This is a genomic window from Mesorhizobium sp. WSM4821 (assembly GCF_055901555.1).
Map to the genome: position 1 here is coordinate 5,047,594 of NZ_CM148371.1, position 23,322 is coordinate 5,070,915.

Annotated in this window: 27 protein-coding genes; 4 read left to right on the forward strand and 23 right to left on the reverse strand. The window is 63.5% G+C overall.

Annotation, left to right across the window (positions count from 1 at the left end; translation table 11 throughout):
* Positions 1–162: 162 nt before the first annotated feature.
* Positions 163–441 (forward strand): hypothetical protein, encoded by a 279-nt coding sequence (locus AC0NID_RS24675; RefSeq protein WP_473452961.1) that lies wholly within the window; start codon positions 163–165, stop codon positions 439–441.
* Positions 442–501: 60 nt separating this feature from the next.
* Here the strand turns inward: AC0NID_RS24675 and AC0NID_RS24680 are convergent, their stop codons facing one another.
* Together AC0NID_RS24680 and AC0NID_RS24685 are read right to left on the reverse strand one after the other, a co-directional pair.
* The gene (locus tag AC0NID_RS24680; RefSeq protein ID WP_473452960.1) at positions 502–840 is read right to left on the reverse strand and encodes a hypothetical protein; all 339 of its coding nucleotides are present in this window, start codon (positions 838–840) and stop codon (positions 502–504) included.
* A gap of 151 nt (positions 841–991) precedes the next feature.
* Positions 992–1,534: a MerR family transcriptional regulator gene (locus AC0NID_RS24685; protein WP_145720830.1), complete on the reverse strand. Its 543-nt coding sequence runs from the start codon at positions 1,532–1,534 to the stop codon at positions 992–994.
* On the opposite strand from AC0NID_RS24685, the gene AC0NID_RS24690 reads away from it, so the two are divergent.
* Positions 1,533–1,664 carry a hypothetical protein gene (locus AC0NID_RS24690; RefSeq protein ID WP_473452958.1) on the forward strand — a complete coding sequence of 44 codons (132 nt, stop codon included), beginning with the start codon at positions 1,533–1,535 and terminating at the stop codon, positions 1,662–1,664. The two genes, AC0NID_RS24685 and AC0NID_RS24690, sit on opposite strands and share 2 nt — an antisense overlap.
* 64 nt (positions 1,665–1,728) lie before the next feature.
* Here AC0NID_RS24690 and AC0NID_RS24695 read toward each other — a convergent pair whose 3' ends face one another.
* The 5 genes from AC0NID_RS24695 to AC0NID_RS24715 all read right to left on the reverse strand — a co-directional run bounded on the left by AC0NID_RS24695 (position 1,729) and on the right by AC0NID_RS24715 (position 5,432).
* Complete coding sequence (locus AC0NID_RS24695) at positions 1,729–2,052, reverse strand: integration host factor subunit alpha (RefSeq protein WP_126041188.1); 324 nt, start codon at positions 2,050–2,052, stop codon at positions 1,729–1,731.
* A 103-nt stretch (positions 2,053–2,155) separates the two neighbouring features.
* Complete coding sequence (locus AC0NID_RS24700) at positions 2,156–3,127, reverse strand: beta-ketoacyl-ACP synthase III (protein WP_473452957.1); 972 nt, start codon at positions 3,125–3,127, stop codon at positions 2,156–2,158.
* Between the two features lie 9 nt (positions 3,128–3,136).
* A complete protein-coding gene (plsX, locus tag AC0NID_RS24705) occupies positions 3,137–4,207 on the reverse strand; it encodes a phosphate acyltransferase PlsX (protein ID WP_145720832.1) in 1,071 nt (356 codons plus the stop codon).
* A 126-nt stretch (positions 4,208–4,333) separates the two neighbouring features.
* On the reverse strand, positions 4,334–4,882 hold the full coding sequence (locus AC0NID_RS24710) for a YceD family protein (protein ID WP_473452956.1): 549 nt from the start codon (positions 4,880–4,882) through the stop codon (positions 4,334–4,336).
* Positions 4,883–4,889: 7 nt separating this feature from the next.
* Positions 4,890–5,432 (reverse strand): ubiquinol-cytochrome C chaperone family protein, encoded by a 543-nt coding sequence (locus AC0NID_RS24715; RefSeq protein ID WP_473452955.1) that lies wholly within the window; start codon positions 5,430–5,432, stop codon positions 4,890–4,892.
* A 114-nt stretch (positions 5,433–5,546) separates the two neighbouring features.
* On the opposite strand from AC0NID_RS24715, the gene AC0NID_RS24720 reads away from it, so the two are divergent.
* On the forward strand, positions 5,547–6,077 hold the full coding sequence (locus tag AC0NID_RS24720) for an outer membrane protein assembly factor BamE (RefSeq protein ID WP_473452954.1): 531 nt from the start codon (positions 5,547–5,549) through the stop codon (positions 6,075–6,077).
* Positions 6,078–6,330: 253 nt separating this feature from the next.
* On the opposite strand, the gene AC0NID_RS24725 is transcribed toward AC0NID_RS24720, so the two are convergent.
* The 16 genes from AC0NID_RS24725 to AC0NID_RS24800 form a co-directional block, all read right to left on the reverse strand.
* Positions 6,331–8,472, reverse strand: coding sequence for a sodium-translocating pyrophosphatase (locus AC0NID_RS24725; RefSeq protein WP_473452953.1), 2,142 nt, complete (start codon positions 8,470–8,472; stop codon positions 6,331–6,333).
* Positions 8,473–8,805: 333 nt separating this feature from the next.
* Positions 8,806–10,026 (reverse strand): MFS transporter, encoded by a 1,221-nt coding sequence (locus AC0NID_RS24730; protein WP_473452952.1) that lies wholly within the window; start codon positions 10,024–10,026, stop codon positions 8,806–8,808.
* Complete coding sequence (gene nusB, locus AC0NID_RS24735; protein ID WP_473452951.1) at positions 10,023–10,523, reverse strand: transcription antitermination factor NusB; 501 nt, start codon at positions 10,521–10,523, stop codon at positions 10,023–10,025. Before nusB ends, AC0NID_RS24730 begins: the two co-directional genes overlap by 4 nt.
* Complete coding sequence (gene ribH, locus AC0NID_RS24740) at positions 10,520–11,014, reverse strand: 6,7-dimethyl-8-ribityllumazine synthase (protein ID WP_473452950.1); 495 nt, start codon at positions 11,012–11,014, stop codon at positions 10,520–10,522. Before ribH ends, nusB begins: the two co-directional genes overlap by 4 nt.
* Positions 11,015–11,265: 251 nt before the next feature.
* Positions 11,266–11,778: a GNAT family N-acetyltransferase gene (locus AC0NID_RS24745; RefSeq protein ID WP_473452949.1), complete on the reverse strand. Its 513-nt coding sequence runs from the start codon at positions 11,776–11,778 to the stop codon at positions 11,266–11,268.
* Between the two features lie 3 nt (positions 11,779–11,781).
* The gene (locus tag AC0NID_RS24750; protein ID WP_473452948.1) at positions 11,782–12,087 is read right to left on the reverse strand and encodes a type II toxin-antitoxin system TacA family antitoxin; all 306 of its coding nucleotides are present in this window, start codon (positions 12,085–12,087) and stop codon (positions 11,782–11,784) included.
* Positions 12,088–12,135: 48 nt separating this feature from the next.
* On the reverse strand, positions 12,136–12,753 hold the full coding sequence (locus AC0NID_RS24755) for a riboflavin synthase (protein WP_473452946.1): 618 nt from the start codon (positions 12,751–12,753) through the stop codon (positions 12,136–12,138).
* 49 nt (positions 12,754–12,802) lie between these two features.
* Positions 12,803–13,930 (reverse strand): bifunctional diaminohydroxyphosphoribosylaminopyrimidine deaminase/5-amino-6-(5-phosphoribosylamino)uracil reductase RibD, encoded by a 1,128-nt coding sequence (gene ribD, locus AC0NID_RS24760; protein ID WP_473452945.1) that lies wholly within the window; start codon positions 13,928–13,930, stop codon positions 12,803–12,805.
* Between the two features lie 2 nt (positions 13,931–13,932).
* Positions 13,933–14,409 carry a transcriptional regulator NrdR gene (nrdR, locus tag AC0NID_RS24765; protein ID WP_023798407.1) on the reverse strand — a complete coding sequence of 159 codons (477 nt, stop codon included), beginning with the start codon at positions 14,407–14,409 and terminating at the stop codon, positions 13,933–13,935.
* Positions 14,410–14,674: 265 nt separating this feature from the next.
* Complete coding sequence (locus AC0NID_RS24770) at positions 14,675–15,274, reverse strand: invasion associated locus B family protein (protein ID WP_473452944.1); 600 nt, start codon at positions 15,272–15,274, stop codon at positions 14,675–14,677.
* Between the two features lie 66 nt (positions 15,275–15,340).
* Positions 15,341–16,654 carry a serine hydroxymethyltransferase gene (gene glyA / locus AC0NID_RS24775; protein WP_473452943.1) on the reverse strand — a complete coding sequence of 438 codons (1,314 nt, stop codon included), beginning with the start codon at positions 16,652–16,654 and terminating at the stop codon, positions 15,341–15,343.
* A 120-nt stretch (positions 16,655–16,774) separates the two neighbouring features.
* Positions 16,775–18,406, reverse strand: coding sequence for a Na+/H+ antiporter (locus AC0NID_RS24780; protein WP_473452942.1), 1,632 nt, complete (start codon positions 18,404–18,406; stop codon positions 16,775–16,777).
* A 108-nt stretch (positions 18,407–18,514) separates the two neighbouring features.
* Positions 18,515–19,768: a L,D-transpeptidase family protein gene (locus tag AC0NID_RS24785; protein ID WP_473452941.1), complete on the reverse strand. Its 1,254-nt coding sequence runs from the start codon at positions 19,766–19,768 to the stop codon at positions 18,515–18,517.
* A 338-nt stretch (positions 19,769–20,106) separates the two neighbouring features.
* Entirely contained in the window at positions 20,107–20,622 is a 516-nt protein-coding gene (ldtR, locus tag AC0NID_RS24790; protein ID WP_126106904.1) for a transcriptional regulator LdtR, read from the reverse strand.
* A 206-nt stretch (positions 20,623–20,828) separates the two neighbouring features.
* Positions 20,829–21,248 (reverse strand): DUF6163 family protein, encoded by a 420-nt coding sequence (locus AC0NID_RS24795; RefSeq protein ID WP_473452940.1) that lies wholly within the window; start codon positions 21,246–21,248, stop codon positions 20,829–20,831.
* The gene (locus AC0NID_RS24800; RefSeq protein WP_473452939.1) at positions 21,245–22,288 is read right to left on the reverse strand and encodes an enoyl-CoA hydratase/isomerase family protein; all 1,044 of its coding nucleotides are present in this window, start codon (positions 22,286–22,288) and stop codon (positions 21,245–21,247) included. Before AC0NID_RS24800 ends, AC0NID_RS24795 begins: the two co-directional genes overlap by 4 nt.
* Positions 22,289–22,447: 159 nt before the next feature.
* On the opposite strand from AC0NID_RS24800, the gene AC0NID_RS24805 reads away from it, so the two are divergent.
* Positions 22,448–23,269 carry a DUF2066 domain-containing protein gene (locus AC0NID_RS24805; protein ID WP_473452938.1) on the forward strand — a complete coding sequence of 274 codons (822 nt, stop codon included), beginning with the start codon at positions 22,448–22,450 and terminating at the stop codon, positions 23,267–23,269.
* Positions 23,270–23,322: the final 53 nt, after the last annotated feature.

Genomic DNA, 23,322 nt, shown 5'->3' on the forward strand with positions numbered 1-23,322 from the left:
GTTGATGCAGGCGCAAACGCATCAGGCGCCGCGAATTTTTTTGAAGCCGTGTGAACCTTTCCTCTGAGAGCCGCACCAAGATGGCATGGACGCCAAGAAGGCGGTCCCCAACCAGAAGGACGCCAGGACGGCGGTCCTCGATCCAGAGAAGGAAATGCTCAAATGACCAATATCTCGAACTTCAAGCGCCTTTCGCTCGCCGCTGCCATCGCCGTCTCGGCATTCGGCTCGATTTCCGTTCCGAGTTCGGCCTTCGCCAACGGCACACATCCCACCGGCAACGGCGGCGCGGTTTGTAAGGGCGCCGGCCACTGTCTGGTGCTGCAGCTCGACTGCAAGGGCACATACACCGACGCCACCGACTCCAACGGCACCGTCTACGGCAAGTGCAGCCAGGTCATGAAAGTCGACCCGAAGAGCCGGCTCAAGCTCGCGCGCTGATCGACTGTCACTGACAAGAAATGGCGGTCGTCCGCGGGACGGCCGCCATTTCCGTTTGTCTCAACGAGCCGATCTCGATGTCGGTCGCGACGTTCTCTGCTGTCGGCTGAGCAACAGACTTGCGATAAGCCCGACCACAACCAGCCCGACAGCAGCCGCTGTCGCCGGATGGTCGCGCGCCGTCTTCTCGACCGCCCTGCCTTGCCTCCGGATCGCGGGCAGAGCGTTACTGAAGCGCTCGGCAATATCCGAGTAATAGTCCGATGCGGCCTCACGCCCATCCTCGTAGTAGGAACCGCCCCGCCTGGACACGGCTTTCCTCAGCGCCGCCAGCTCCCTGGAGAGGGCCGCGACCTGCTTTTCGAGATCGATTTCGGAGAGGGTCGAAAATAATGCCATGATGTACGTCCTTCCTTTTGCGGAAAGAACGCATGATTCCAAAAGCAGTTCCGACATCTGCCGGCGATCGATCGGCGCTTAAAGCGCTTGTAGCACTTTAACTTTGCGCATGATCCTTTCCCAAACAGATTTCGATTTTCGGGGTCATGCGCTAGCGCACCTGGTCGAGCAGGCGCTTGCATTCCAGAAGGTCGAACAGCGCTTCCTGCAGCAAGGCACGATTGTCGCGCGAGAGTTTCGACGTGCCCGGCTGCACCGGGCCTTCGTCGTCGGTCTTGCCCAGGCCGAAAAAGCGCCGGCTGGGTTTCACCTTGGGCTCGCCGACCAGCATCTCGTCATCCGCGCCGCGCGGCTGGGCAGCCGGCGTCAGCGGCACAGCGTCGGCCTGCCGGCGTTGCGCGATCGCCTCGACGGCCGCCATGTCGCCATTGCCGATGGCGACCAGGAAATGGTTCCCGTTCTCGCGCAGCAGCTTCTGCACGCCCTTGATCGTGTAGCCCTGGTCGTAGAGCATGTGGCGGATGCCTTTGATGAGTTCGACATCCTGCGGCCGGTAGTAGCGACGGCCGCCGCCGCGCTTCATCGGCTTGATCTGATTGAAACGCGTTTCCCAGAAACGCAGCACGTGCTGCGGCAGGTCGAGATCTTCCGCGACCTCACTGATGGTGCGGAAAGCATCGGGGCTCTTGTCCATGGGCGAAATCCTCACGCTGGAGCATGATCCCGAAAAGTGGAATCGGTTTTCGGACAACACCATGCTCAACAAAGAGTCATTCCGATCCGGCCTGTCCTGCCGAATCGGGCTTTATTTCAGCGGTTTATGAAACAATATTCAAGCCCGGCGTCAAAGGGGGCGGCTGTTTTCAACCGAAGTCTTGAAAGCAGGCGCTACTTACCGCCCTTAGCCTTGCTGTTCTGGTGGGCGCGCAGGATGCGATTCTTCAGCACATTCGACGATTTGAAGGTCATCACGCGGCGCGGCAGGATCGGCACTTCCTCGCCGGTTTTGGGATTGCGCCCGATGCGCTCGTTCTTGGAGCGGACATGGAACGTCGCGAACGACGATAATTTCACCGTCTCGCCGCGAACGATCGCTTCGCAAATCTCGTCCAGAACCGCTTCGACGAGTTCCGCCGATTCAGTACGCGACAGGCCAACCTTGCGGTAAACGGCTTCGGCAAGGTCGGCGCGCGTAAGTGTCTTTCCCCCCATGCGAACCGTCCCATCAGCTCAAAAACATAAATCGATACAAGCAAAGGCAGAGCCTAAGTAATTGATCCGGCAAGGTCAAGGACCGAACCTGTCAGTTCGGCACTTACCAGCGAACCAAGACCGCGCCCCAGGTGAAGCCCCCGCCCATCGCCTCGAGCAACACCAGGTCACCCTTCTTGATGCGGCCGTCGGCGACGGCCACCGACAGAGCCAGCGGCACGGAAGCAGCCGAGGTGTTGCCGTGCAAATCGACCGTAACCACCACCTTTTGCTCTGCTATTCCGAGCTTTTTGGCGGAAGCGTCGATAATTCGTTTGTTGGCCTGATGCGGCACGAACCAGTCGAGATCCTCAGCGGTGATGCCGACAGCCGAGAACGTCGCCTCGATGACGTCGGTGATCATTCCCACCGCGTGCTTGAACACTTCGCGGCCTTCCATCCTGAGATAGCCCACCGTTCCGGTCGTCGATGGTCCGCCATCGACGAACAGCTTGTCCTTGTGGGTCCCGTCGGAGCGCAGGCTGGCCGCCAGCACGCCGCGGTCGGCAATGCTGCCCGTCCCCTCTCCTGCCTCCAGTATCATCGCGCCGGCGCCGTCGCCAAACAGGACGCAGGTCGAGCGGTCGCTCCAGTCGAGGATGCGCGAGAAGGTTTCCGAGCCGATCACCAGCACGCGTTTGGCCAGGCCGCCACGGATATAGAGGTCGGCGGTCGTCACCGCGTAGACGAAGCCGGAGCACACCGCCTGCAGGTCGAAGGCGAAGCCGTGATGCATGCCGAGCCGGTTCTGGATGTCGACGGCGGTCGCCGGAAACGTGTTGTTGGGCGTCGAGGTCGCCAGCACGATCAGATCGATGTCGGCGGGCGTCAGGCCGGCATTGTCGAGGGCCGCGCGCGCCGCCGCCTCGCCGAGCGAAGCCGTCGTCTCGTCGTCGGCCGCGATATGGCGCTGGCGGATGCCGGTGCGCTGGGCGATCCACTCGTCGGAGGTCTCGACCATGCCTTCGAAATCGGCATTCTTCATGATGCGGCGGGGCAGCGCGGCGCCTGTGCCGCGCACGACTGATCTGATCAAGGCTCTGTCCTATTCCTTCGCGTCGGCAACGACGTCGGATTTTCTGGATGTCTGGGCATGCGGATTGCGCGCATGGAACAGGTCGAGATCGGCTTCGATGCGATCGAGCAGATTGTTGCGCACCATGTCGTAGCCAAGCTCGATTGCTGCCGCGAAGCCATCCGAATCAGCCCCGCCATGGCTCTTCACCACGATGCCGTTCAGTCCCAGGAAAACGCCGCCGTTGGAGCGGCCGACATCCATCTTCTCGCGCAGGCGATCGAAGGCGCCCTTGGCGAATATATAGCCGATCCTGGCCATCAGCGTCCGGTTCATCGCGGCACGCAGGTAACCGGCGATCTGTCTTACCGTGCCTTCCGCCGTCTTCAGCGCGATGTTGCCGGCAAATCCTTCGGTGACCACCACGTCGACAGCGCCCTTGCCGATATCGTCGCCCTCGACGAAACCATGGTAGTTCATCGAGGCCATGTTGGCCTCGCGCAACATGCGGCCCGCCTCCTTGACCTCTTCCTGGCCCTTGATCTCCTCCACGCCGACATTGAGCAGGCCGACGCTCGGCCGTTCGATGCCGAAAACCGAGCGCGCCATGCCGGTTCCCAGAATGGCGAAATCAATCAGTTGATGCGCATCCGCGCCGATGGTGGCGCCGACGTCCAGCACCACGCTTTCGCCCCGCAATGTCGGCCAGAGCGCCGCGATCGCCGGGCGGTCGATGGTCGCCATGGTGCGAAGGCAGAATTTCGACATCGCCATCAAAGCACCGGTGTTGCCGGCCGAGACGCAGGCATCGGCAGTGCCTGCCTTGACTGCCTCGACCGCTTTCCACATCGACGATTTCCAGCGGCCATGGCGCAGCGCCTGGCTCGGCTTGTCGTCCATGCTGACCGCTATCTCGCAGTGGATGAACTCGCTCACTGCCGCCAGCTTGGGGAATTTTGCGAGTTCGGGGCGCACCGCCTCCTCGCGACCATATATGACGAAGCGGATGTCGGGACGTCGGGTCGCGACCGTCATGAGCGCCGGGATGACCACGCTTGGTCCGTGATCGCCGCCCATGGCATCGATGGAAATCCTGATCACGCGGTAATCATCTCACAGTTTGAGCGAGCGCCTGGCGCTTGCGACGGTTCGGGGCTCGCGAAGGTTCGGCGAAAATAGCGGTTTTAGGCTGCCGCACAACCGGCTTTTCTCCGATTGGGTCGGGTTTCAGGATTTTCCAAGCAGGGAACGCAGCTTTTGCTGGAATTCGCTTTCCGCAGTCCCGGCATCGTCGGCAGCCTCCAGCGACACGCCTTGCTTGCGCGGATAGGGATCGATCGCCAGTCCAAAGAACTGTTCGGCGAGCGCCCCGACATCGATCGTGTTGCCGGAAAATGTTTCCGGGCTGTCCGGCCCTTCGGCATCGAGCAGAATCTCGCCGCCGCCCTCGAAACCCTGCCGCCCGAGCTTGGACTGCTCCGGCAGGAACAGTCCGTCGACCGCCTCGTCGATATGCGCCTCGACCGGGTCTAGGGTGACGATGCAGGCCTGGGTGATGTCGGCTTCGACACGGCCGCTGACCGTGACGCCATTGCGTTTCCATGGCGCCACCAGCAGCTCGGCGCGGTAGCTCTCGACCGAAAGCAACTCATGCTCGCTTGCCAGCGCGGCACGCTGCGCGGCGTCGGCCTCGATCACCACCGGCAGCCCCTTTTGCGGCAGCCGGGCGACATTGGCCACGAAGGACACGGGGCTCTTGGTATCGGCGTTTTTCATCTTTTCCTTAGATAGTCTTGGCGGCGGGGAATGCCACCGTGCCGGAAACAATCGATTCGGTCGGCTGTTCCGCGAGTTGTCTGGAGACGACGGCGACATAGCCGGCCAGATGCGTTGCTTGCGGCCAGGCGCCGGCATCAGGCCTGACATTGCGGGCAAGGGCTGCAGCGAGTGCATCATGGTCATTTCGTTCCAGCGCATCGTCATAGGCGGCGGTGCGGCCATAGAACATCTTCGCCAGTTTCTTCATGCGCTTCGGCACACCGACGTCGCCGATGCCCAGTTCCCGCAGCGAATCCTCGACATCCATGAAGAACTCGTCGATCAGCACCTGCGCGACCTCGCCTGCAACACCGCCCTCCCCGCGCAGCCGGTGCTGGAACAGGAACATGTGCAGCGACAGCATCTCGAAGCGGCCAAGCGGGGTATCCGGCACATTCCACTCGGAATAAAACAAAGTCTGCCGCGCCGCTGCCACGATTTGTGCGTAAAGCGCCTCGGTGATAGCGCGGTTGGCGTGACGCTCGCGGCCAAAAAGGCGCTGGAACATTGAGGGTGGTCTCCTGGGGACCGTTTGTTGAATTGGCCTTGTTGCATCGGCGAGCAAGCTGGTTTACCGGTTTTGCGGCCCAGCGCAAGTTGCGGCCAGCTAATGGAGTTGTAGTTGCGCGCGCTGAAATTCAAGTCGACTTTTCTGCCCGGCTCCGCCGGCGTTGTCTCGGTGCTGGTGATCGCTTCGGCGCTTTCCGCCTGCAACTCGTCCAAGATGATCGGCGATCTCAATCCCAGCGAGACGCTGACGCAGGGCTATGTCATCGACCAGCAGGCGATCGACCTGGTGCCGGTAGGCTCGAGCCGCGAACAGGTGCTTCTGGCGCTCGGCACCCCGTCGACGAAGGCGACGTTCGACAATGAGGCCTTCTATTACATATCGCAGACGCGCAAGCGTTACGTCGCCTTCGACAAGCCGAGGCTGGTCGATCAGAAGGTGCTGGCCGTCTATTTCGGCGAGGACGGACGCGTCTCCCAGATCGCCAATTACGGCTTGAAGGACGGCAAGGTGTTCGACTTCATCTCTCGGACCACGCCGACCGGCGGCAAGGACCAGAACTTCCTCAGCCAGATCATCAACGGCGCCAGCAAGCTGGCGCCTGGCCTCCCCGGCGGCGGCGGCAGCACGCCCGGCGGCACCTGATCCCTCCGGACAGAATCAGCTCCTCTTCCTTTCTCCTTTCCTGCTTCGCTGGAAGCAGTACCCATCTCAGGCGACCGAAAACCCGCGGGAGCGATCCTGCGGGTTTTTGTTTTCGAGACAGCAGCATTGCCGCAGGTTTCGAACCTCCGACGCTTGAATGCACCCGGACCCGTCACAACATCAAAAACAAGACCCGCGGGATCGCTCCCGCGGGTTTGGTTGTGGATTTCGGCTCTGGAAAGGCCGAGCGGGCTCAGCCGTGCGCGAGCACGGCCAGCAGCAGCAGGGCGACGATGTTGGTGATCTTGATCGCCGGGTTGACTGCCGGACCGGCGGTGTCCTTGTAGGGATCGCCGACCGTGTCACCGGTCACCGAGGCCTTGTGCGCCTCGGAGCCCTTGAGGTGCTTGACGCCGTTCTTGTCGGTGAAGCCGTCCTCGAACGATTTTTTCGCGTTGTCCCAGGCGCCGCCGCCGGAGGTCATCGAGATGGCGACGAACAGGCCGTTGACGATGACGCCGAGCAGCGAGGCGCCAAGTGCTGCAAAGGCGGACGCCTTCGAGCCCGAGATCAGCAGCACGCCGAAATAGACGACCAGCGGCGCCAGCACCGGCAGCAGCGACGGAATGATCATTTCCCGGATCGCCGCCTTGGTCAGAAGGTCGACCGCACGCGCATAGTTTGGCTTCGAGGTGCCGGCCATGATGCCCGGATCCTCGCGGAACTGCTTGCGCACCTCCTCGACGATGGCGCCTGCCGCGCGGCCGACGGCCGTCATGGCGATGCCGCCGAACAAATACGGGATCATGCCGCCGAAGATGAGACCGGCAACGACGTAGGGATTGGAGAGGTCGAAAGAGACTTCGCCCATGCCTTGGAAGTATGGATATCTGTCGCCATTGGCGGCAAAGAACTTCAGGTCGTTGGAGTAGGCTGCGAACAGCACCAGAGCGCCGAGGCCGGCCGAACCGATGGCGTAACCCTTGGTCACCGCCTTGGTGGTGTTGCCGACTGCGTCGAGCGCATCGGTGGATTGGCGCACTTCCTTGGGCAAGCCGGCCATTTCGGCAATGCCGCCGGCATTGTCGGTGACCGGGCCGAAGGCGTCGAGCGCGACGATCATGCCGGCGAGGCCGAGCATCGTTGTGACCGCGATCGCCGTGCCGTAGAGGCCGGCGAGCTGGTAGGTCGATATGATGCCGCCGACGATAACGATCGCCGGAAGCGCCGTCGATTCCAGCGAGACCGCAAGGCCCTGGATGACGTTGGTGCCGTGACCGGTGACCGAAGCCTGGGCGATGGAGTTCACCGGGCGCTTGTCGGTGCCGGTATAATATTCGGTGATCACCACGATGAGGCCGGTCACCGCGAGACCGATCAGGCCGCAGATGAACAGGTTCTTGCCGGTGATGGCCATGCCGGCGACCGTGCCGATCTCGCCCCAGCCAAGCGTCAACGAGGTGGCGCCGCCGAGCCCGACGATCGACAACAGGCCGGTAACGATCAACCCCTTGTAGAGCGCGCCCATGATCGAGCCGTTGGAGCCGAGCTTGACGAAGAAAGTGCCGACGATCGAAGTCAGGATGCAAGCGCCGCAGATGGCCAGCGGATAGAGCATCGTGGCGCCGAGAACGGCGGTGCCGCCGAAGAAGATGGCGGCGAGGACCATGGTGGCGACCACGGTCACCGCATAGGTCTCGAACAGGTCGGCGGCCATGCCGGCGCAGTCGCCGACATTGTCGCCGACATTGTCGGCGATGGTGGCCGGATTGCGTGGATCGTCTTCGGGAATGCCGGCTTCGACCTTGCCGACGAGATCGCCGCCGACGTCGGCCCCCTTGGTGAAGATGCCGCCGCCGAGACGGGCGAAGATCGAGATCAGCGAAGCGCCGAAGCCGAGCGAAACCAGCGCGTCGATGACGATACGGTCGTCGGGCTGAAGGCCCATGAACTGGGTCAGGATCAGGTAGTAGATCGAGACGCCGAGCAGGGCCAGGCCAGCGACCAGCATGCCGGTGATGGCGCCCGACTTGAAGGCGATCTCTAGGCCGGCCGCGAGGCTGTTGGAAGCCGCCTGCGCGGTGCGGACATTGGCGCGCACCGAGACGTGCATGCCGATGAAGCCGGCGGCGCCCGACAAAACGGCGCCGATCAGGAAGCCTATGGCGGCGCTGATCGAAAGCAGCCACCACGCGAGCAGCAGCACCACGACGCCGACGATGGCGATGGTCGTGTACTGGCGCGCCAGATAGGCCTGCGCGCCTTCGCGGATGGCCGCGGAGATTTCCTGCATACGCTGATTGCCCTGATCGGCCGCAAGGACCGAACGTGTCGCCCAGATGGCGTAAAGGACTGAAAGCAGGCCGCAGGCGATGACAGCGAAAATTATGGTCATTGCCGAATTTTCCTCGATTGATGGCCCAAAAGAACCCCTCCCTGGGCCGTTGAGACGGAAAGCGGATTCCGCGCGCGGAATCCGCTCCCTTCGCACCGGCTTATGCGAAACAGGGTTGCGAACGTCAAGATATTGTTCGGTTTTTGCCCGGCTTTCGCCCAAAAGCCATGGGCGGCGACATGTTCGCCAGCACTGCCACCCAATTAGATCGATTGAAATCGGCTGGCGGTCGTCAGCGTTTGCGCAGGTCGCCGTCGGGCTGGACGACGAATATCAGCCCTGCCAGCATGATAGCACTTTGCGCATGATCCTTTCTGGACCTTTGGTTCGGGGTCATGCGTTGGTCTGCCGCGCGTTCGTCATCTTCAACACGCCCAGTGCCACGAAGCACAGCACCGTCACCGGGAAGATGATCCAGTTCAGCATGTCCCAGCCCCAGGCATTGTAGACGGCGCCCGACATCAGCGAGGCGAAGGCGACGGAGCCGAACAGGACGAAGTCGTGAAAACCCTGGACCTTGCCCTTTTCGGATGGCCGGTAGCTGTCGGCGACCATGGCGGTAGCGCCGATGAAGCCGAAATTCCAGCCGAGCCCGAGCAGGATCAGCGGGGTCCAGAACTGCCACAACGCCAGGCCCGAGAGCGCTATCACGGCGCAGCCGATCAGCAACACAAGTCCGGTGGCGACGATCCGTTCGGCGCCGAAGCGATGGATCAGCGAGCCGGTGAAAAAGCTCGGCGCGAACATCGCCATGACGTGCCAGGAAATGCCGAGCGTGGCATCGTCCGTCGACAGGCCGCAGCCGACCATGGCCAGCGGTGCGCCGGTCATGACGAAGCTCATCAGCGCGTAGCTGCCGACGGCGCAAAACAGCGCCGCCACGAACCGCGGCCTTGTCACGATCTCGGAGAGCGGCCGCGCGTCGCCGTCGGCGATTTCCACTTTGCCCGTTGCCTTGGCCGGGATGCGCAGGAACGACAGGATGACGGCCCCGACCGCCGCCAGAACCAGGATGGATGCGAACGAGCCGGCAAACATCACCGGCGCAAACAATTCGCGGGTGAAGATGACGATCTGCGGCCCAAGGATGGCGGTGACGATGCCGCCGGCCAGCACGAAGGAAATCGCGCGCGCCTTGAATTCTGACGGCGCGTTGTCGGCGGCGGCGAAGCGGAATTGCTGGACGAAGGCACCGCCGATGCCGATCACCAACAGGCCGAAGGCGAACAGCCAAAAGCTGGCGTGGAACAGCGCCAGCGTGGCGACCAGACCACCGAGCGCGGTGACGATCGTTCCGGTCATGAAGCCGTCGCGCTGGCCGAGCCGGCGGATGATGGCGGCGGCCGGCAATGCGCCGAGCGCCACGCCGACGTTGAAGCCGGTGATCGGCGCCGTCGCCAGCGACTTGTCGGCGGCAAGCAGATAGTGCCCGGCCAACCCACCCATGGAAATGGCGATGGGTGCGGCCGAACCGATGATTGCCTGCGAAGCGGCGAGGATGAGCGCCGTGCGGCGCGCTTCCCTGCCAGCATCGGTGATGACGATGGCCGTCATGAGGCGTCCTTGCCACGCCCCTCGCCGCGCACCCGGCGCGACACGCGATCGAGCACCGCGTTGACCAGCTTCGGCTCGTCTTCTTCGTAAAACGCCTTGGCGATATCGACATATTCCGAAACGATGACGGCCACCGGCACGTCCGCTCGCTTCATCAGTTCGTAAACGCCGGCGCGCAGGATGGCGCGCAGCGTCGAATCGAGCCTGGACAACGGCCAGTCCTCGGTCAGCGCCTGGCGGATGATCGGATCGATGGTCTTCTGGTTCTCGACCACGCCGGCGAGGATGGCGCGAAACCATTGCGCGTCCGCCTCGCGATAGAGCGCGCCGTCGACTTCCTTGCCGAGCCTGAATGCCTCGTATTCGGCGGTGATCTCGAAGATGCCGCTGCCGGCCACATCCATCTGGTAGAGCGCCTGCACGGCGGCCAGACGGGCAGCACCGCGCTTGTTGGCGTGGCGTGTCGCGGGCTGGCCGGGTGATGCGGGTTCGCTCACGATCGCTCTCCCAGCCGTTGCTTCAGGGCAATCATAGTCAGCGCCGCGCGCGCGGCAAAGCCGCCCTTGTCGCCCTCCGAACGCCTGGCCCGCGTCCAGGCCTGCTCGTCATTTTCGGTGGTCAGGATGCCGTTGCCGATGCAGACCGCTTCCTGCACGGAGAGGTCCATCAGGGCACGGCTGGATTCATTGGCGACGATGTCGAAATGATAGGTGTCACCGCGCACGACGGTGCCGAGGGCGACAAAACCGTCATAGCTCGGCCCGCCTTCGGCGGCGCCGTCGAGCGCGAAGGAAATCACCGCGGGAATTTCGAGCGAACCCGGGACGGTGACGACATCGTATGTCGCGCCCGCTTCCTCGAGCGCGTTTGTCGCGCCTTCCAGCAGCGCGTCGGCAAGATCGTCGTGGAAGCGCGCCTCGATGACAAGAAGGTGGGCCTTCTTCTTCGGGCGGATGAACGCTTTGCCGTGTTGGGATGTGCCAGCCATAGATGTCTCCGGGATCGCCGGTGACTTAGGCCGAAGCCGGTTTGATCGCAAGCGGAAGATTGCCGGAGACGAGCCAGGCTTATCGCATCTTTGGGCGAGATGCAGAGCGGGGCAGTCTGTACCGAGGCTTTCAGCCCAGGCAAGAACGGCTTCGTGATCCACCACACGGGCCGTCATCCACATCGGCCAATGCTTCGCGCGTCAGCCGCTCTTCCGCTTGGGACTTCCTGCTGTCCATCAAAGTCTCTTCCTCATTTGAACAGCTCTGCGATATCGGCCATCGGCCGGAACAGCTTCACTGGCTGATCTGGGAACGGCAGAAAGCTCTCGCGTTGATAGAATCGGCGTGCGTCTTCGCCTTTGACATCGACGACAACGGCGAACGAGGCGATCTCGCTTCTGACGCACCGGGAGAGTGCATCGGCCAAGAGATAGCGACCATGGCCCTGCCCTCGATATCGCCGATCAACGGCGAGGCGACCAAGCAGCGTCGCTGGAATGAGGGGGTAGCGAGGAAGCTTGCGGATGGTCTGGGCGGGCCACTCGCCAATATCCACGGCAGTCGCCGACAACGTGTAGTAGCCGGCGATGGTTCCGTCCGGCAGGACAAGAACAAACGGTGCCGCGATGTTCTTGCGCGCGTCCTGTCCAGCCTGCATTCGGAAATATCGATCGAGCGGCTCTACGTCGCTCTCGAACGAAGTCCTTTCGTGCTGTGGGCCAAGCACCTCAACCCCAAGGGAATCCTCCTTGGAAGCGCTCAATCGTCAGGTGCCGGTGGCCTGACGATACCGACGCACAGTATCGCGCAAACGATCGTTCACCGGCTGCGGATTGATCAGGGCATCGATGAAGGCCCGGCTGTCGCGGACAGACAAATCGAGACGCTGATGCTCCTCGATGGCCCTGCGGGCGGCTTCTTGCACACTGGTCAGCACGAAATCCGTCACCGTGCGGCCCTGCAGGGCCGCAGCATGTTCAATTAGGCTTTTCTGGTCGGCGGTAACGCGCGTTTCCAAACGTTCGCCACGGACACGGCCGCGAGGTCGGTGTGCATGTGCTGTCATCGTCATTCTCCAGCCGACGATGTACGGCCAACGGCCGGAAACTTCAAGACTGCCTCAAAGCTCCTCTTTCGTGGCTTCCACCAGGCGCGCCGCGTAGCGGGCCATGGTGTCGATTTCCAGGTTTACCCGGTCGCCGACCTGGCGTTCGCCCCATGTGGTCACCGTCAGCGAGTGATGGATCAAAAGCACGTCGAAGCGCGTGCCTTCGACCTTGTTGACGGTGAGCGAGGTGCCGTCGAGCGCGACGGAGCCCTTTGGCGCGATGAATTTGGCCAGGTCGCGCGGCGCTTCCAGCGTGAAGCGCACGGCGTCGCCCTCCTCCTTGCGCGCCAAGATCTCGGCCATGCCGTCGACATGGCCCGATACAATGTGGCCGCCGAGCTCGTCGCCGATCTTCAGCGCCCGCTCCAGATTGATCCTGGTGCCGGATTTCCAGCCCATGGCTGTCGTCAGCCTGAGCGCCTCTTCCCAGGCCTCCACCTCGAACCAGCGCGCATTGGCGCCGCTTTCCGGCAGCGCCGTCACCGTCAGGCAGACGCCGCCGCAGGAAATCGAGGCACCGATGGCGATGGTCTGCGGGTCATAGGCGGTATCGATGCGCAGCCCGACGCCCTCTCTCAGCGGCTTCACGACGGCGACGGTGCCGACATCGGTGACAATCCCGGTAAACATCAGACTCTATCTTTCAGTTTGACCATGATCCTGTCCAAAAACCTTGGGATCATGGTTTTATCCACTCGGCATAACTGTCTTCGCCGAAACGCATGTCGCGCAATTTGCGAAATCCTGCCGGGATATGATTGGCGTCGATGGGCGATGCAATCCCGCCCTTGCCGATCGGCTCCTGCCCCTGGAACAGCACGATGCGGTCGACCAGCCCTTCGGCAAGGAAGGCCTTGGCCACCTTGGCGCCGCCCTCGACCAGCACGCTCGCCATGCCGAGCGCGGCCAGATCCTCGACCAGCTCCGGCAGCGCGATATCGCCTTCATAGGTCTCGGTGCCGATGAAGCGCACGCCGGCGCGTTCGAGCGCGGCCCGCCGTTGCGGGTCGGCGTCGGCGCAGGCGGCGACGTAGAGCGGAACCCGGTCGACGCCGGCGACCAGTTTCGACGTCTCCGGCAGCCTGATCTGGCGGTCGAGCACGATGCGCGCCGGCGAACGGTTTTCCAGCCCCGGCAACCGCACCGTCAGCGCCGGATCGTCCTCCAGCGCCGTGCCGATGCCGATCAATATGCCGTCTACTTCGGCCCGCATCAGGTAGACTTCGCGCCGGGCGACGTCGCCGGTGATCGAAACCTGCCCCTCGCCTTCCATACCGATCTTGCCGTCGCTGGAAAGCGCAAGTTTCAGAATCACCTCCGGGCGCTTTTTGAGAGATCGAATCATATAGCCGGCCATCTGCTCGGCGGCCTCGGCCGCGAGCACCTTTTCGACCACCTCGACACCGGCGGCGCGCAGGATGGCGTAGCCCTCGCCGGACACGCGTGGATCGGGGTCGCTCGCCGCCCCAACCACCCGCGCGACGCCGGCATTGACCAATGCATTGGCGCAAGGCGGCGTGCGGCCGTGATGGGCGCAGGGCTCCAACGTGACATAGGCGGTTGCGCCGCGCGCGAGCTCGCCGGCCTCGGCCAACGCCTCGGTTTCGGCATGCGGCCGGCCGCCGACAGCGGTGACGCCGGTGCCGACGATCATCGGCCCGGTGCCGTCGTCGCGCACGATAAGCGTGCCGACTGAGGGATTGGTCGAGGTCCGCCCGGCGTTCTTGCGCGACAGCCTGAGGGCGGCCGCCATGAAGCGGCGATCAAGAACCTCTTGTTCGGCTTGGCTGCAACCGGACCCCGCCATGCTCAGCCGGCGTCCTCTTCCTTGAGCTCGTCACCCTTCAGTTCACCCAGCACGTCGTGGAAATCCTTGGCCTCGCGGAAATTGCGATAGACCGAGGCGAAGCGCACATAGGCGACGTCGTCGAGCGACTTCAGCGCCTCCATCACCAGGCGACCGACTTCGCCCGAGGCGACTTCGGTCTCACCCGAGCTTTCGAGCTGGCGCACGATGCCGGTCACCGCGCGGTCGATGCGCTCGGGATCGACATTGCGCTTGCGCACCGCGATCTCGACCGAGCGCAGCAGCTTGTCACGGTCGAACGGCACCTTGCGTCCAGACTTCTTCACCACCACGAGGTCGCGCAACTGCACGCGCTCGAAAGTGGTGAAGCGACCGCCGCAATCGGGGCAGACGCGCCGCCGGCGGATCGCCGCGCCGTCTTCGGCGGGGCGCGAATCCTTCACCTGCGTATCTTCGGACTGGCAGTAGGGACAGCGCATGGAAAGCCTTCGGTTCGCGATTCTTAGAGCATGATGCCGAAAAGTGTGAAGCGGTTTTCGGACGACATCATGCTCTTTCTATTTGATTTAGAGCCGGGTTCAGATTTCAGGTCGATTCGACCTGAAATCATCCGGCTCTGGTGAGCGAAAGGCTTAGAGGTTTTTGCCGCAATGGCAAAGTGTCGGGGACCAGCCTCTCGCGCCTCAGAGATAGCGAGGCGCAAGGAAAATTGCCAGCATCATACCAGACGGCAACACCGGCCGATCATGGCGCGACGTCATCGGTCGGGAAGCCGCATGATGCGCCGAGGCTGCGATAGGCCTTGGTGAAGCCATCCATCGATACCGTCGCGACCGGCTTGTCGGCGAATGTGACGTCGAGCGCGCCGGCACGGCGCATGGCACGCAGCAGCGCCAGGCTGGTCTCGGTCTTATTGTTCATCATCCACCGTCCGCCGCCATCCGAAATGGTTTTGACGGTCGCCTTGACCTTGCCGTTGGTATCCCCGAACACCGCCGCAATGTTCTCGCCAGTCGGCAGTTCCTTGTTTTTCATGGCGATGACAAGGGTCGGATAGCCCTCGGGCGGCAGGGCGTCACCGTCCGAGATGGCGAGCGTCAGGGTGCCGCTGGTACCGCTCGCGTCGAGAAAGGCGGTCGAGGCGGCGCAGGTCTTGCGCACATCCTCGCCGGTGTCGACCTCGTCGACGATGGTGGACCATTTGCCGAAGGTCTCCATCCTGGGCGCCGCCTGGGCGGGCGCGTCCTGGGTGGACGCAGCCTGCGCCAAGGCGAATCCGGATAGCGGCAAGAGGCTCGCTGTGGCGAGAGCGCCAAAGCGGGCAAGACGGAAAATTCGTATCATCGTCAAGGCTCCTTCCGGGACCGCGCACTTGTATCCGGCCGACAAGGGATGACTGCCTGCGTCAGGTCAACCGAGATACGGATAGAGCGGAAAACGATCCGTCAACGCTCCCACCTTCGCCTTCACCGCTGCCTCGACGGCCGCATTGCCCTCGTCGGAATTCGCGACCTTGAGCCCGTCCAGCACCTCGGCGATCAGCTTGCCGATCTCGCGGAACTCGGCCTGGCCGAAGCCACGCGTGGTGCCGGCCGGCGTGCCGAGCCGCACACCGGAGGTGACGAACGGCTTTTCGGGATCGAAAGGAATGCCGTTCTTGTTGCAGGTGATGTTGGCGCGGCCAAGCGCTGCCTCGGCACGCTTGCCGGTGGCGTTCTTGGGCCTGAGGTCGACCAGCATCAGATGATTGTCGGTGCCGCCGGAGACGATATCGAGGCCTGTCTCCTGCAGACTGGAGGCCAGCGCCTTGGCATTGGCGGCGACGCTCTCGGCATAGGTCTTGAAGCTTGGCTTCAGTGCCTCGCCGAGCGCTACCGCCTTGGCGGCGATGACATGCATCAGCGGCCCGCCCTGCAGTCCCGGAAACACCGCCGAATTCATCTTCTTGGCGATGCCCTCGTCGTTGCACAAGATCATGCCGCCGCGTGGGCCGCGCAGCGATTTGTGCGTGGTGGTCGTCACCACATGGGCATATGGCAGCGGCGACGGATGCACGCCGCCGGCGACAAGGCCGGCGATGTGGGCCATGTCGACCATCAGATAGGCACCGATCGAGTCGGCGATCTCGCGAAAGCGCTTCCAGTCCCAGACACGCGAATAGGCGGTGCCGCCGGCCAGGATCAGCTTCGGCCTGGTCTCGTGGGCGGTCTTCTCGATCGCATCCATGTCGAGCAGATGGTCGTCCCTGCGCACGCCGTAGGAGACGACCTTGAACCATTTACCGCTCATGTTGACCGGAGAGCCATGGGTCAGATGCCCGCCCGAGTTCAGGTCGAGCCCCATGAAGGTGTCGCCGGGCTGCAGCAGCGCCAGGAACACCGCCTGGTTCATCTGGCTGCCGGAATTCGGCTGGACGTTGGCGAAATTGCAGCCGAAGAGTTTCTTGGCGCGCTCGATGGCCAGTTCCTCGGCCACGTCGACGAACTGGCAGCCGCCATAGTAGCGCTTGCCCGGATAGCCCTCGGCGTATTTGTTGGTCATGATCGACCCTTGCGCCTCCAGCACGGCGCGGGACACGATGTTTTCCGATGCGATCAGCTCGATCTCGTGGCGCTGGCGGCCGAGCTCGTTGCGGATCGCGCCGAAAATCTCCGGATCGGCATCGGCCAGCGTGGTTTCGAAGAAGGATTCGAATTTGTTCGACACTGCCGCTGCTGTTGCCATGGCTTGCTATCCTTGAGGTCCCGGGGGGTCTGCCGCGCCATTAACACAGTTGCTCTTGCCCCGCCACGTTTGCAGCGCGAAATTTGCTGGCCGGATTGCGGCAGCGCTGGTCCGCGGTTGCTATTTCCGCGCCTGCTGGCCCTTCAGCAGGGCCTCGGTGAGGGTGATCTCGGTAAACAGCGCCCGCATCGTATGATCGTTGATTTCGCGGCTGCGAAACATGGCGCGCACGGCCGCGCGCTCTGCCTCGATGCCGGCGAGGCGCAGTTCGAGCTCCAGCCGCCCGGCTTCGCGGGCCTCGGCGCGCGCCTCGTCGGCCTCGTCGGAAGCTGCAATGCGGCGCCGGTAGCCGGCGACGATGCTGTCGGCTATCGCCAGCCGGGCGCCGGCCTCCTCCCCTTCGCTGCCGTCATTGGCAATGCTCTCGATCCGGGCGATTGCCACGTTGGCCGCGCCGACACGCGCCAGCCGCTCCTCGGCAGCGCCTGGATCCTCACCCGGCTCGACCAGCCCGCGCGCGATCTTCGGCAGGGCGAGGCTGGCGATCACCAGCGAGCAGATGATGACGCCGGCGGCGAGGAAGATCACCACGTCGCGCGCGGGAAACGGCGAGCCGTCGGGCATGGCGAGCGGCAGCGACAGGATGCCGGCCAGCGTGATGGCGCCGCGCACGCCGGCCACCGAACCGGCTAGCCGCACGCGCAGGCCGAACGGCTCGGCCTTGCGTTTGCCGAGCCGCGCAGCGAGGCGCTGCGCCATGTCTCCAACCCAGATCCACAGGAAGCGCAGGCCGATCAGGCACAACGTCAAGACCAGCACCGTGGCGACCGGCTCGATGAGCCAATGCCGGCTTGTGAGTTCGGGCGGCACCTTGCGGATGATGTCGGGAAGCTGCAGGCCGAGCAGGATGAAGAGCGCGCCGTTGAAGACGAAGGACAGCGTCGTCCACAGCGACATCGCCTGCATGCGCGCCGAGACGCCGAGATAGCGGAAAATCCTGGAACCTCCGGTCAAGAGGCCGGCGGTGACCGCCGCCAGGATGCCGGAGGCTCCGGCATGTTCGGCGCCGAGATAGGCGATGAAGGGCATCAGGATCATGACCAGCACCTGCGCCTCGGCCGGCACGCCGCCGATGCGGCTCAAGAGCTGCAGCGTCTTGGCGGCGCCGATCAGCGCCATCACGCCGACCAGGATGCCGACCGCCACGGCATAGAGGAAACTCAGCGATGCGGCGGCGAAGGAGAAGCTGCCGGTCAGCGCTGCCGCCACGGCGAAGCGGAACATCACCAGCCCCGACGCGTCGTTGAGCAGCGACTCGCCTTCCAGAATGTGCATCAGCCGCGCCGGAACCACATTCCTGTCGACGATCGAGGATACGGCCACGGCGTCAGTGGGCGACAGCACGGCCGCGAGCGCGAAAGCAACGACCAGCGGGATGCTCGGCACCAGCCAGTGCAAGGCGTAGCCGAAACCGACGATGGTGAAGAAGACCAGCCCGATGGCAAGGTCGAGGATGGGGCCGCGCAGCACCAGCAACTCGCGCTTGGGTGCTGCTACCGAATCGCTGAACAGCAGCGGCGGGATGAACACCAGCAGGAAAAGCTCGGGATCGATCTCGACATGGATGCCGCTCACCGGCCAGGCGAGTGCGGCACCTATGGCAATTTGCAGCACCGGCAACGGCACCCGCACCAGCGCCCCGGAAACCGCGACGAAGACGAGCACAATCAGGATGAAGATGGCGACTTGCATGGCCCTCGTACCAACGGCGCTTTCCGGCCACTGTCCAAAGCGCGCCCTCCAGCCGGATACAAAAAGGCCGCCGTCACCGGCGGCCTTTTCGGAAAAAAGATCAGTCGCTTAGAGCGCAGAGGTGATCTGCAGCTCGTTGGCTCCGTCGAGCCCGTAGATGTCGTCGCGGAACTGGACGACGCCAGGTCCCGTCGACCAGGCCGAGATGTAGAGGAAATAGACCGGAACCGGATTGGTGACCTGCACCGGGATGTTCTCGCCGCTCTTGATCGAGGCCTCGAAATGCTGGCGCGTCCAGCCCGGCGTGTCGCGCAGGATCCAGGTGACGAGGTCGCGCACGTTCTGGACGCGCACGCAGCCCGAGGAATCGAAACGCATCATCTTGCCGAACAGGCTCTGCTGCGGCGTGTCGTGCATGTAGACGCCGTCCGGGCTCGGGAAATTGATCTTGACCGAGGCCATTGCATTGCCGGAGCCCGGATCCTGGCGGAAGCGGTACTTCTCGGCGTCGTCGGTCGACCAGTCGACGGTCAGCGGATCGACCTCGCTGCCATCCGGTGCGAACAGACGGATTTTGCTGTCCTTGAGGTAGTTGGGGTCCTTCCGCATCAGCGGAATGATGTCCTTGCGCACGATCGAGACGGGCGCGTTCCAGTAGGGATTGACGATGATCTCGTTGATCTTGGAATCGACGATCGGCGTCTGGCGGTCGATCTTGCCGACAACGGCAGTGTGGCGCAGCACGACACGGTCGTTCTCGACCGCCTCGATCTGGGCGCCCGGGATATCGACCAATACATAACGGTTGCCCAGCGTGCCGGCGCGCTCGTTCAGCCGCTGCAGATTGGTCTGCAGCTGGCCAAGCCGGACCTGCGCCGAAACATTCATTGCCGCATAGGTATATTGGCCAAGGGTCCCGTCGGCGGGCAGGCCGTGACGCGCCTGGAAGCGCTTGACCGCCGAGTCGACATAGGAATCGAAAGCTTCCGAAATGCCGGCGCCCTGCGCCAGGTCGCCCGAAATCATCAAGCGCCTCCGCAACGGCACCACGTCGGGGTCGACGACGCCGAGCTGCAATTTCTTGGTGTCCGGAACCGGCCCCCAACCGCCCTGCGCAACAATGTTCTGATATTGCGCGATCGCCTGCTCGGTATACGCAACGGTCTGCAGGCTGACGATCGGCAGCGTCGAGGCCACCTTGCCGCCCTGGCTGGCGCGAGCGTCGAACTGGTCGTCCCAGTTGCTGCGGCCCGAGGATTTCAGGATATCCGCGATCACGTCCTGCGCGCTGGCGCCACCGGCGACCATCGTTGCTGCCAACGCGGAGGCTCCGGAAAGGAAGAAACGGCGACTGGTTCTCATGTACGCTCCAGACAATCTTGTAACAATTCTTTCACCGGGCGATCCCGCCCGCACTCTAGAGTTGGCATGCTTAACAATTAGCCAACCATGGCCCTGCCACTTCGGTGTAAGAACGCGCCGGGCGCGACGCGCGTTCAGGGGACGCTTGGGCTCTTGCCGCAACATCACTCGCATTCTCGCTTCCACCGGGATTATGGCGGCAACGTGACCCTGACCGCGATTTGGATCGGCTGGCCTCGCGAAACGGAAAGACCGATGCTTTTCGGCACCGGTCTTCAGGTCATGGACTTGCTCTGCGACCGCGCTTCTTCGGCGCGGTTTTCTCTGTGGGATCTGCCTTACATCCGGTAAGCGATCGTGTCGTTCCAGAAGCGGTCGAGCCGCTGCAGGGCGCGGTTCATCTGCTTGAACTCTTCCGTGTTGATGCCGCCGACCTGCTCGATCGAGCCAACATGGCGCTCGTAGAGGCCGCCGACGACTTCCGCCACCTCGTTGCCCTTCGGCGTCAGCGAGACCCGCACCGAACGGCGGTCGATGCGCGAGCGCTGGTGGTTGATGAAGCCGAGATCGACCAGCTTCTTCAGATTGTAGGAGACGTTCGAGCCGAGATAGTAGCCGCGCGAGCGCAGTTCGCCGGCGGTCAGCTCCGAATTGCCGATGTTGAAGAGCAGCAGCGCCTGGATGGCGTTGATGTCGGAACGGCCGTTACGGTCGAATTCGTCCTTGATCACGTCAAGCAGACGGCGGTGCAGCCGCTCCACCAGCTGCAGCGATTCCATGTACAGCGAACGGATTGCCTCGCGGCGGTCGTCGGATACGTTGGCGGTCTTCGCCGCCGGACGGGAATTGATCATTGTCTTTGCCTCTCGTTTGTCGCCTGGTGATTTTTTGTTTTTCACCTTGATCGCGACACTATCGAATACTCATAAAATTCGACTTAAACGCTAGGGCTAACAAGAGCTTACCGGTAATAGCTTTCGAAAGAGGCTTAATGAAGGGTCACCCGAACAAGGATGATTAACCTAAAGATTTAGCCAATGATTTCGGGCCGCCTGCCCCATCACCGGGTCCGGCGTTTCTGCAGCCAGATCGCCACGCGAAAAACGATGTAGATCAGCGCCACCGCCGCATGCGAGGCGACGATCAGCGGCCGGCGGCCGAAAAGCTCGGGAAAGCCGGCATACATGATGGTTTCGGTCACCGCGCAGATGAACCAGATCACCGGCCCCCACGAGGCCAGCATCCACAGGCCGGCGGCGGCGAAGGGAAAGAAGACGGCGAGCATCACCGCCGCCACCTGCCAATGCACCGGCATCAGGTCGAAGCGCCACAACGAGCCGGGGTAGAAGCCGATCAGCCTAATCCAGTACAAGATCCCGAATAACAGGCAGTAGCCCGATATGGCGCGCTGGAACCAGGCGAAGATGACCTCGACCATTGTGGGTTGGAGCACGACGCGTCTCGACGTGACCTCGCTCACAGCTCGAGTTCCCGTTCGCCGAGCGGCGCGAAATAGGCATCGACGTCGGCGGCTCTGACCTGATCGATGCCTGCCGGCCGCCATTGCGGCGTCGAACCCTTGTCGATGATGGCTGCGCGGATGCCTTCGTAGAAATCGTGGCCCGCAAGCATGCGGTCGAGTATGCGGAACTCCATCCGCATGCATTCGTCCATCGACAGCGTGAGCCCGGCGCTGATCTGGCGCCAGGCGACATGCAGGCTGGTCGGCGAGCGGGTGCGGATCGTCGCCAGCGTCTTTGCCGCGAATTCATCGGCGGGCGCGGCGCGCTCCAGGCTTTCGATGACATCCCCCAGCGACGGTTGCGCGAAATGCCGGGCGATCGCGTCCAGTGTCGGACTGTCCGTCTCGCGCCGGGCCGGGACGGAAAAAACACGCAGCGCCGATTCCGGGTCGCCGGTCGCAACCAGCCGGTCGAGAATGCCGGCCTGGTCCTGCGCCTTGATCGTATGCGTCGCCAGGCCCGACCACAAAGCATCGCCATAGCGGATACGGTTTCCGGTCAGGGCCAGATACCTGCCGAAACCGCCGGCAAGGCCCGGCAGCAGATGGCTGGCGCCGACATCCGGGAAAAAGCCGATGCCGACTTCCGGCATGGCGAACTGGGCGTTCTCGGTCAGCACCCGCTGCGAGCCGTGGAACGAGATGCCGACGCCACCGCCCATGACGATGCCGTCGATCAGCGCGACATAGGGCTTGCCGAACCGCGCGATGCGGGCGTTCAGCCGGTATTCGTCGGCGAAGAAATCGACAGGCGGCTTTCCCGCCCGGCCGGCCTCGTAGATGTGGAGGATGTCGCCGCCGGCCGAAAACGCCCTGCCCTCGGCCTTGACGACGACGACTTCGACGCCGTCGTCCCGCTCCCAGGCGCGCAGCGCCTTGTCGAGTGCCCCGACCATGCGATGGGTGACGGCGTTGAGCGCACGCGACCGCGTCAGCGTGACGATGCCAGCCCTGCCCAACCGTTCGAAGCGGATCTCGTCGCCGCCACCAAAATCCATCGCCTGAGAATCCCTTCCCCCGCGCCTGCGGGACTGAAGTGCTAAAGCGTGGCCTATGGGTGCGTCAATGCCGGCGGCGCCTGCCGCCTTGGCCGCCGCCGGAGGCCGATGCTAGAACTGACCATCTTGATGACGGGCTTTCGAACCGGACGGTGAGCCATGCCGCAGTTTTTGCGCCTTGCCCTGGTGGTGATCGGCCTGATGGCGGCAGGCGCGGCCGCTCGTCCCGCATCGGCCGGTGACGATCTCTACCGCGCGATAACCATCGTCACTGGACAGGGCGAGGAAAACCGCCAGATCGGCTTCAAGGCCTGCCTGGATGCGGTTGTGGTCAGGGTCTCCGGCGATCAGCGGTTGCCGAAAAAGCCTGAAATGGCGGCACTGCGCGACAAGGCTGGCAGATTCGTCGCCGAATTCCGGTACCGCGACCGGATGGAAGGCATTCCGATCCACGACGAGCAGGGCACGCATGACCGGCCGCACGATCTCACTTGCCTCTACAAACCCGCCGTCATCGACCCGGTGCTGGCATCGCTCGACAGCAAGCCGTGGCTTGCCGAGCGGCCGCGGCTGGCGATCTTCCTCGCAACCGAGCGGGCCGCAATGCATGTCACGCTGGCCGCCGACGACGAGCGCGGCGCACCGATGCGCGAATCGTTCCTGAATGCAGCCGAACCACTGGCGATGCGCATCACCTTTCCCGAGGCGTCGCTGCTCTCCGAATCCGGGCTGGACGACAAGGCACTGCGTGAGACTGACATGGCGGCTCTGGACAACGCGGCCAAACAGGCCGGTGCCGACCAGGCTCTTGCCGGCAGCATCGTCTGGAGCGACGGGGAATTGGGCTGGATCGCCGATTGGCGCCTTGCCACGGGCGGCCAGACCCATCACTGGCAGGTGCGCGGCGTCAGTTTCGACGAGGCGTTCCGCGTCGCCATGCGGGGTGCCGCGCAGGTGCTGTCCGGCAACGGGCAGCCTTGAAACGCAACTCCCCTTGTGGCTCCACAGAGAAGAGACAAGGAGATGGCTTGCAA

Excerpts from the sequence above, each read along its gene's own strand:
- AC0NID_RS24675 (WP_473452961.1), top strand. The coding sequence starts at position 163 with ATGACCAATATCTCGAACTTCAAGCGCCTTTCGCTCGCCGCTGCCATC.
- AC0NID_RS24680 (WP_473452960.1), bottom strand. The coding sequence starts at position 840 with ATGGCATTATTTTCGACCCTCTCCGAAATCGATCTCGAAAAGCAGGTC.
- AC0NID_RS24690 (WP_473452958.1), top strand. The coding sequence starts at position 1,533 with ATGGGCGAAATCCTCACGCTGGAGCATGATCCCGAAAAGTGGAATCGG.
- AC0NID_RS24685 (WP_145720830.1), bottom strand. The coding sequence starts at position 1,534 with ATGGACAAGAGCCCCGATGCTTTCCGCACCATCAGTGAGGTCGCGGAA.
- AC0NID_RS24695 (WP_126041188.1), bottom strand. The coding sequence starts at position 2,052 with ATGGGGGGAAAGACACTTACGCGCGCCGACCTTGCCGAAGCCGTTTAC.
- AC0NID_RS24710 (WP_473452956.1), bottom strand. The coding sequence starts at position 4,882 with ATGAAAAACGCCGATACCAAGAGCCCCGTGTCCTTCGTGGCCAATGTC.
- AC0NID_RS24715 (WP_473452955.1), bottom strand. The coding sequence starts at position 5,432 with ATGTTCCAGCGCCTTTTTGGCCGCGAGCGTCACGCCAACCGCGCTATC.
- AC0NID_RS24725 (WP_473452953.1), bottom strand. The coding sequence starts at position 8,472 with ATGACCATAATTTTCGCTGTCATCGCCTGCGGCCTGCTTTCAGTCCTT.
- AC0NID_RS24730 (WP_473452952.1), bottom strand. The coding sequence starts at position 10,026 with ATGACGGCCATCGTCATCACCGATGCTGGCAGGGAAGCGCGCCGCACG.
- ribH (WP_473452950.1), bottom strand. The coding sequence starts at position 11,014 with ATGGCTGGCACATCCCAACACGGCAAAGCGTTCATCCGCCCGAAGAAG.
- AC0NID_RS24750 (WP_473452948.1), bottom strand. The coding sequence starts at position 12,087 with ATGACGATGACAGCACATGCACACCGACCTCGCGGCCGTGTCCGTGGC.
- AC0NID_RS24755 (WP_473452946.1), bottom strand. The coding sequence starts at position 12,753 with ATGTTTACCGGGATTGTCACCGATGTCGGCACCGTCGCCGTCGTGAAG.
- ribD (WP_473452945.1), bottom strand. The coding sequence starts at position 13,930 with ATGGCGGGGTCCGGTTGCAGCCAAGCCGAACAAGAGGTTCTTGATCGC.
- nrdR (WP_023798407.1), bottom strand. The coding sequence starts at position 14,409 with ATGCGCTGTCCCTACTGCCAGTCCGAAGATACGCAGGTGAAGGATTCG.
- AC0NID_RS24770 (WP_473452944.1), bottom strand. The coding sequence starts at position 15,274 with ATGATACGAATTTTCCGTCTTGCCCGCTTTGGCGCTCTCGCCACAGCG.
- glyA (WP_473452943.1), bottom strand. The coding sequence starts at position 16,654 with ATGGCAACAGCAGCGGCAGTGTCGAACAAATTCGAATCCTTCTTCGAA.
- AC0NID_RS24780 (WP_473452942.1), bottom strand. The coding sequence starts at position 18,406 with ATGCAAGTCGCCATCTTCATCCTGATTGTGCTCGTCTTCGTCGCGGTT.
- AC0NID_RS24785 (WP_473452941.1), bottom strand. The coding sequence starts at position 19,768 with ATGAGAACCAGTCGCCGTTTCTTCCTTTCCGGAGCCTCCGCGTTGGCA.
- ldtR (WP_126106904.1), bottom strand. The coding sequence starts at position 20,622 with ATGATCAATTCCCGTCCGGCGGCGAAGACCGCCAACGTATCCGACGAC.
- AC0NID_RS24800 (WP_473452939.1), bottom strand. The coding sequence starts at position 22,288 with ATGGATTTTGGTGGCGGCGACGAGATCCGCTTCGAACGGTTGGGCAGG.
- AC0NID_RS24805 (WP_473452938.1), top strand. The coding sequence starts at position 22,448 with ATGCCGCAGTTTTTGCGCCTTGCCCTGGTGGTGATCGGCCTGATGGCG.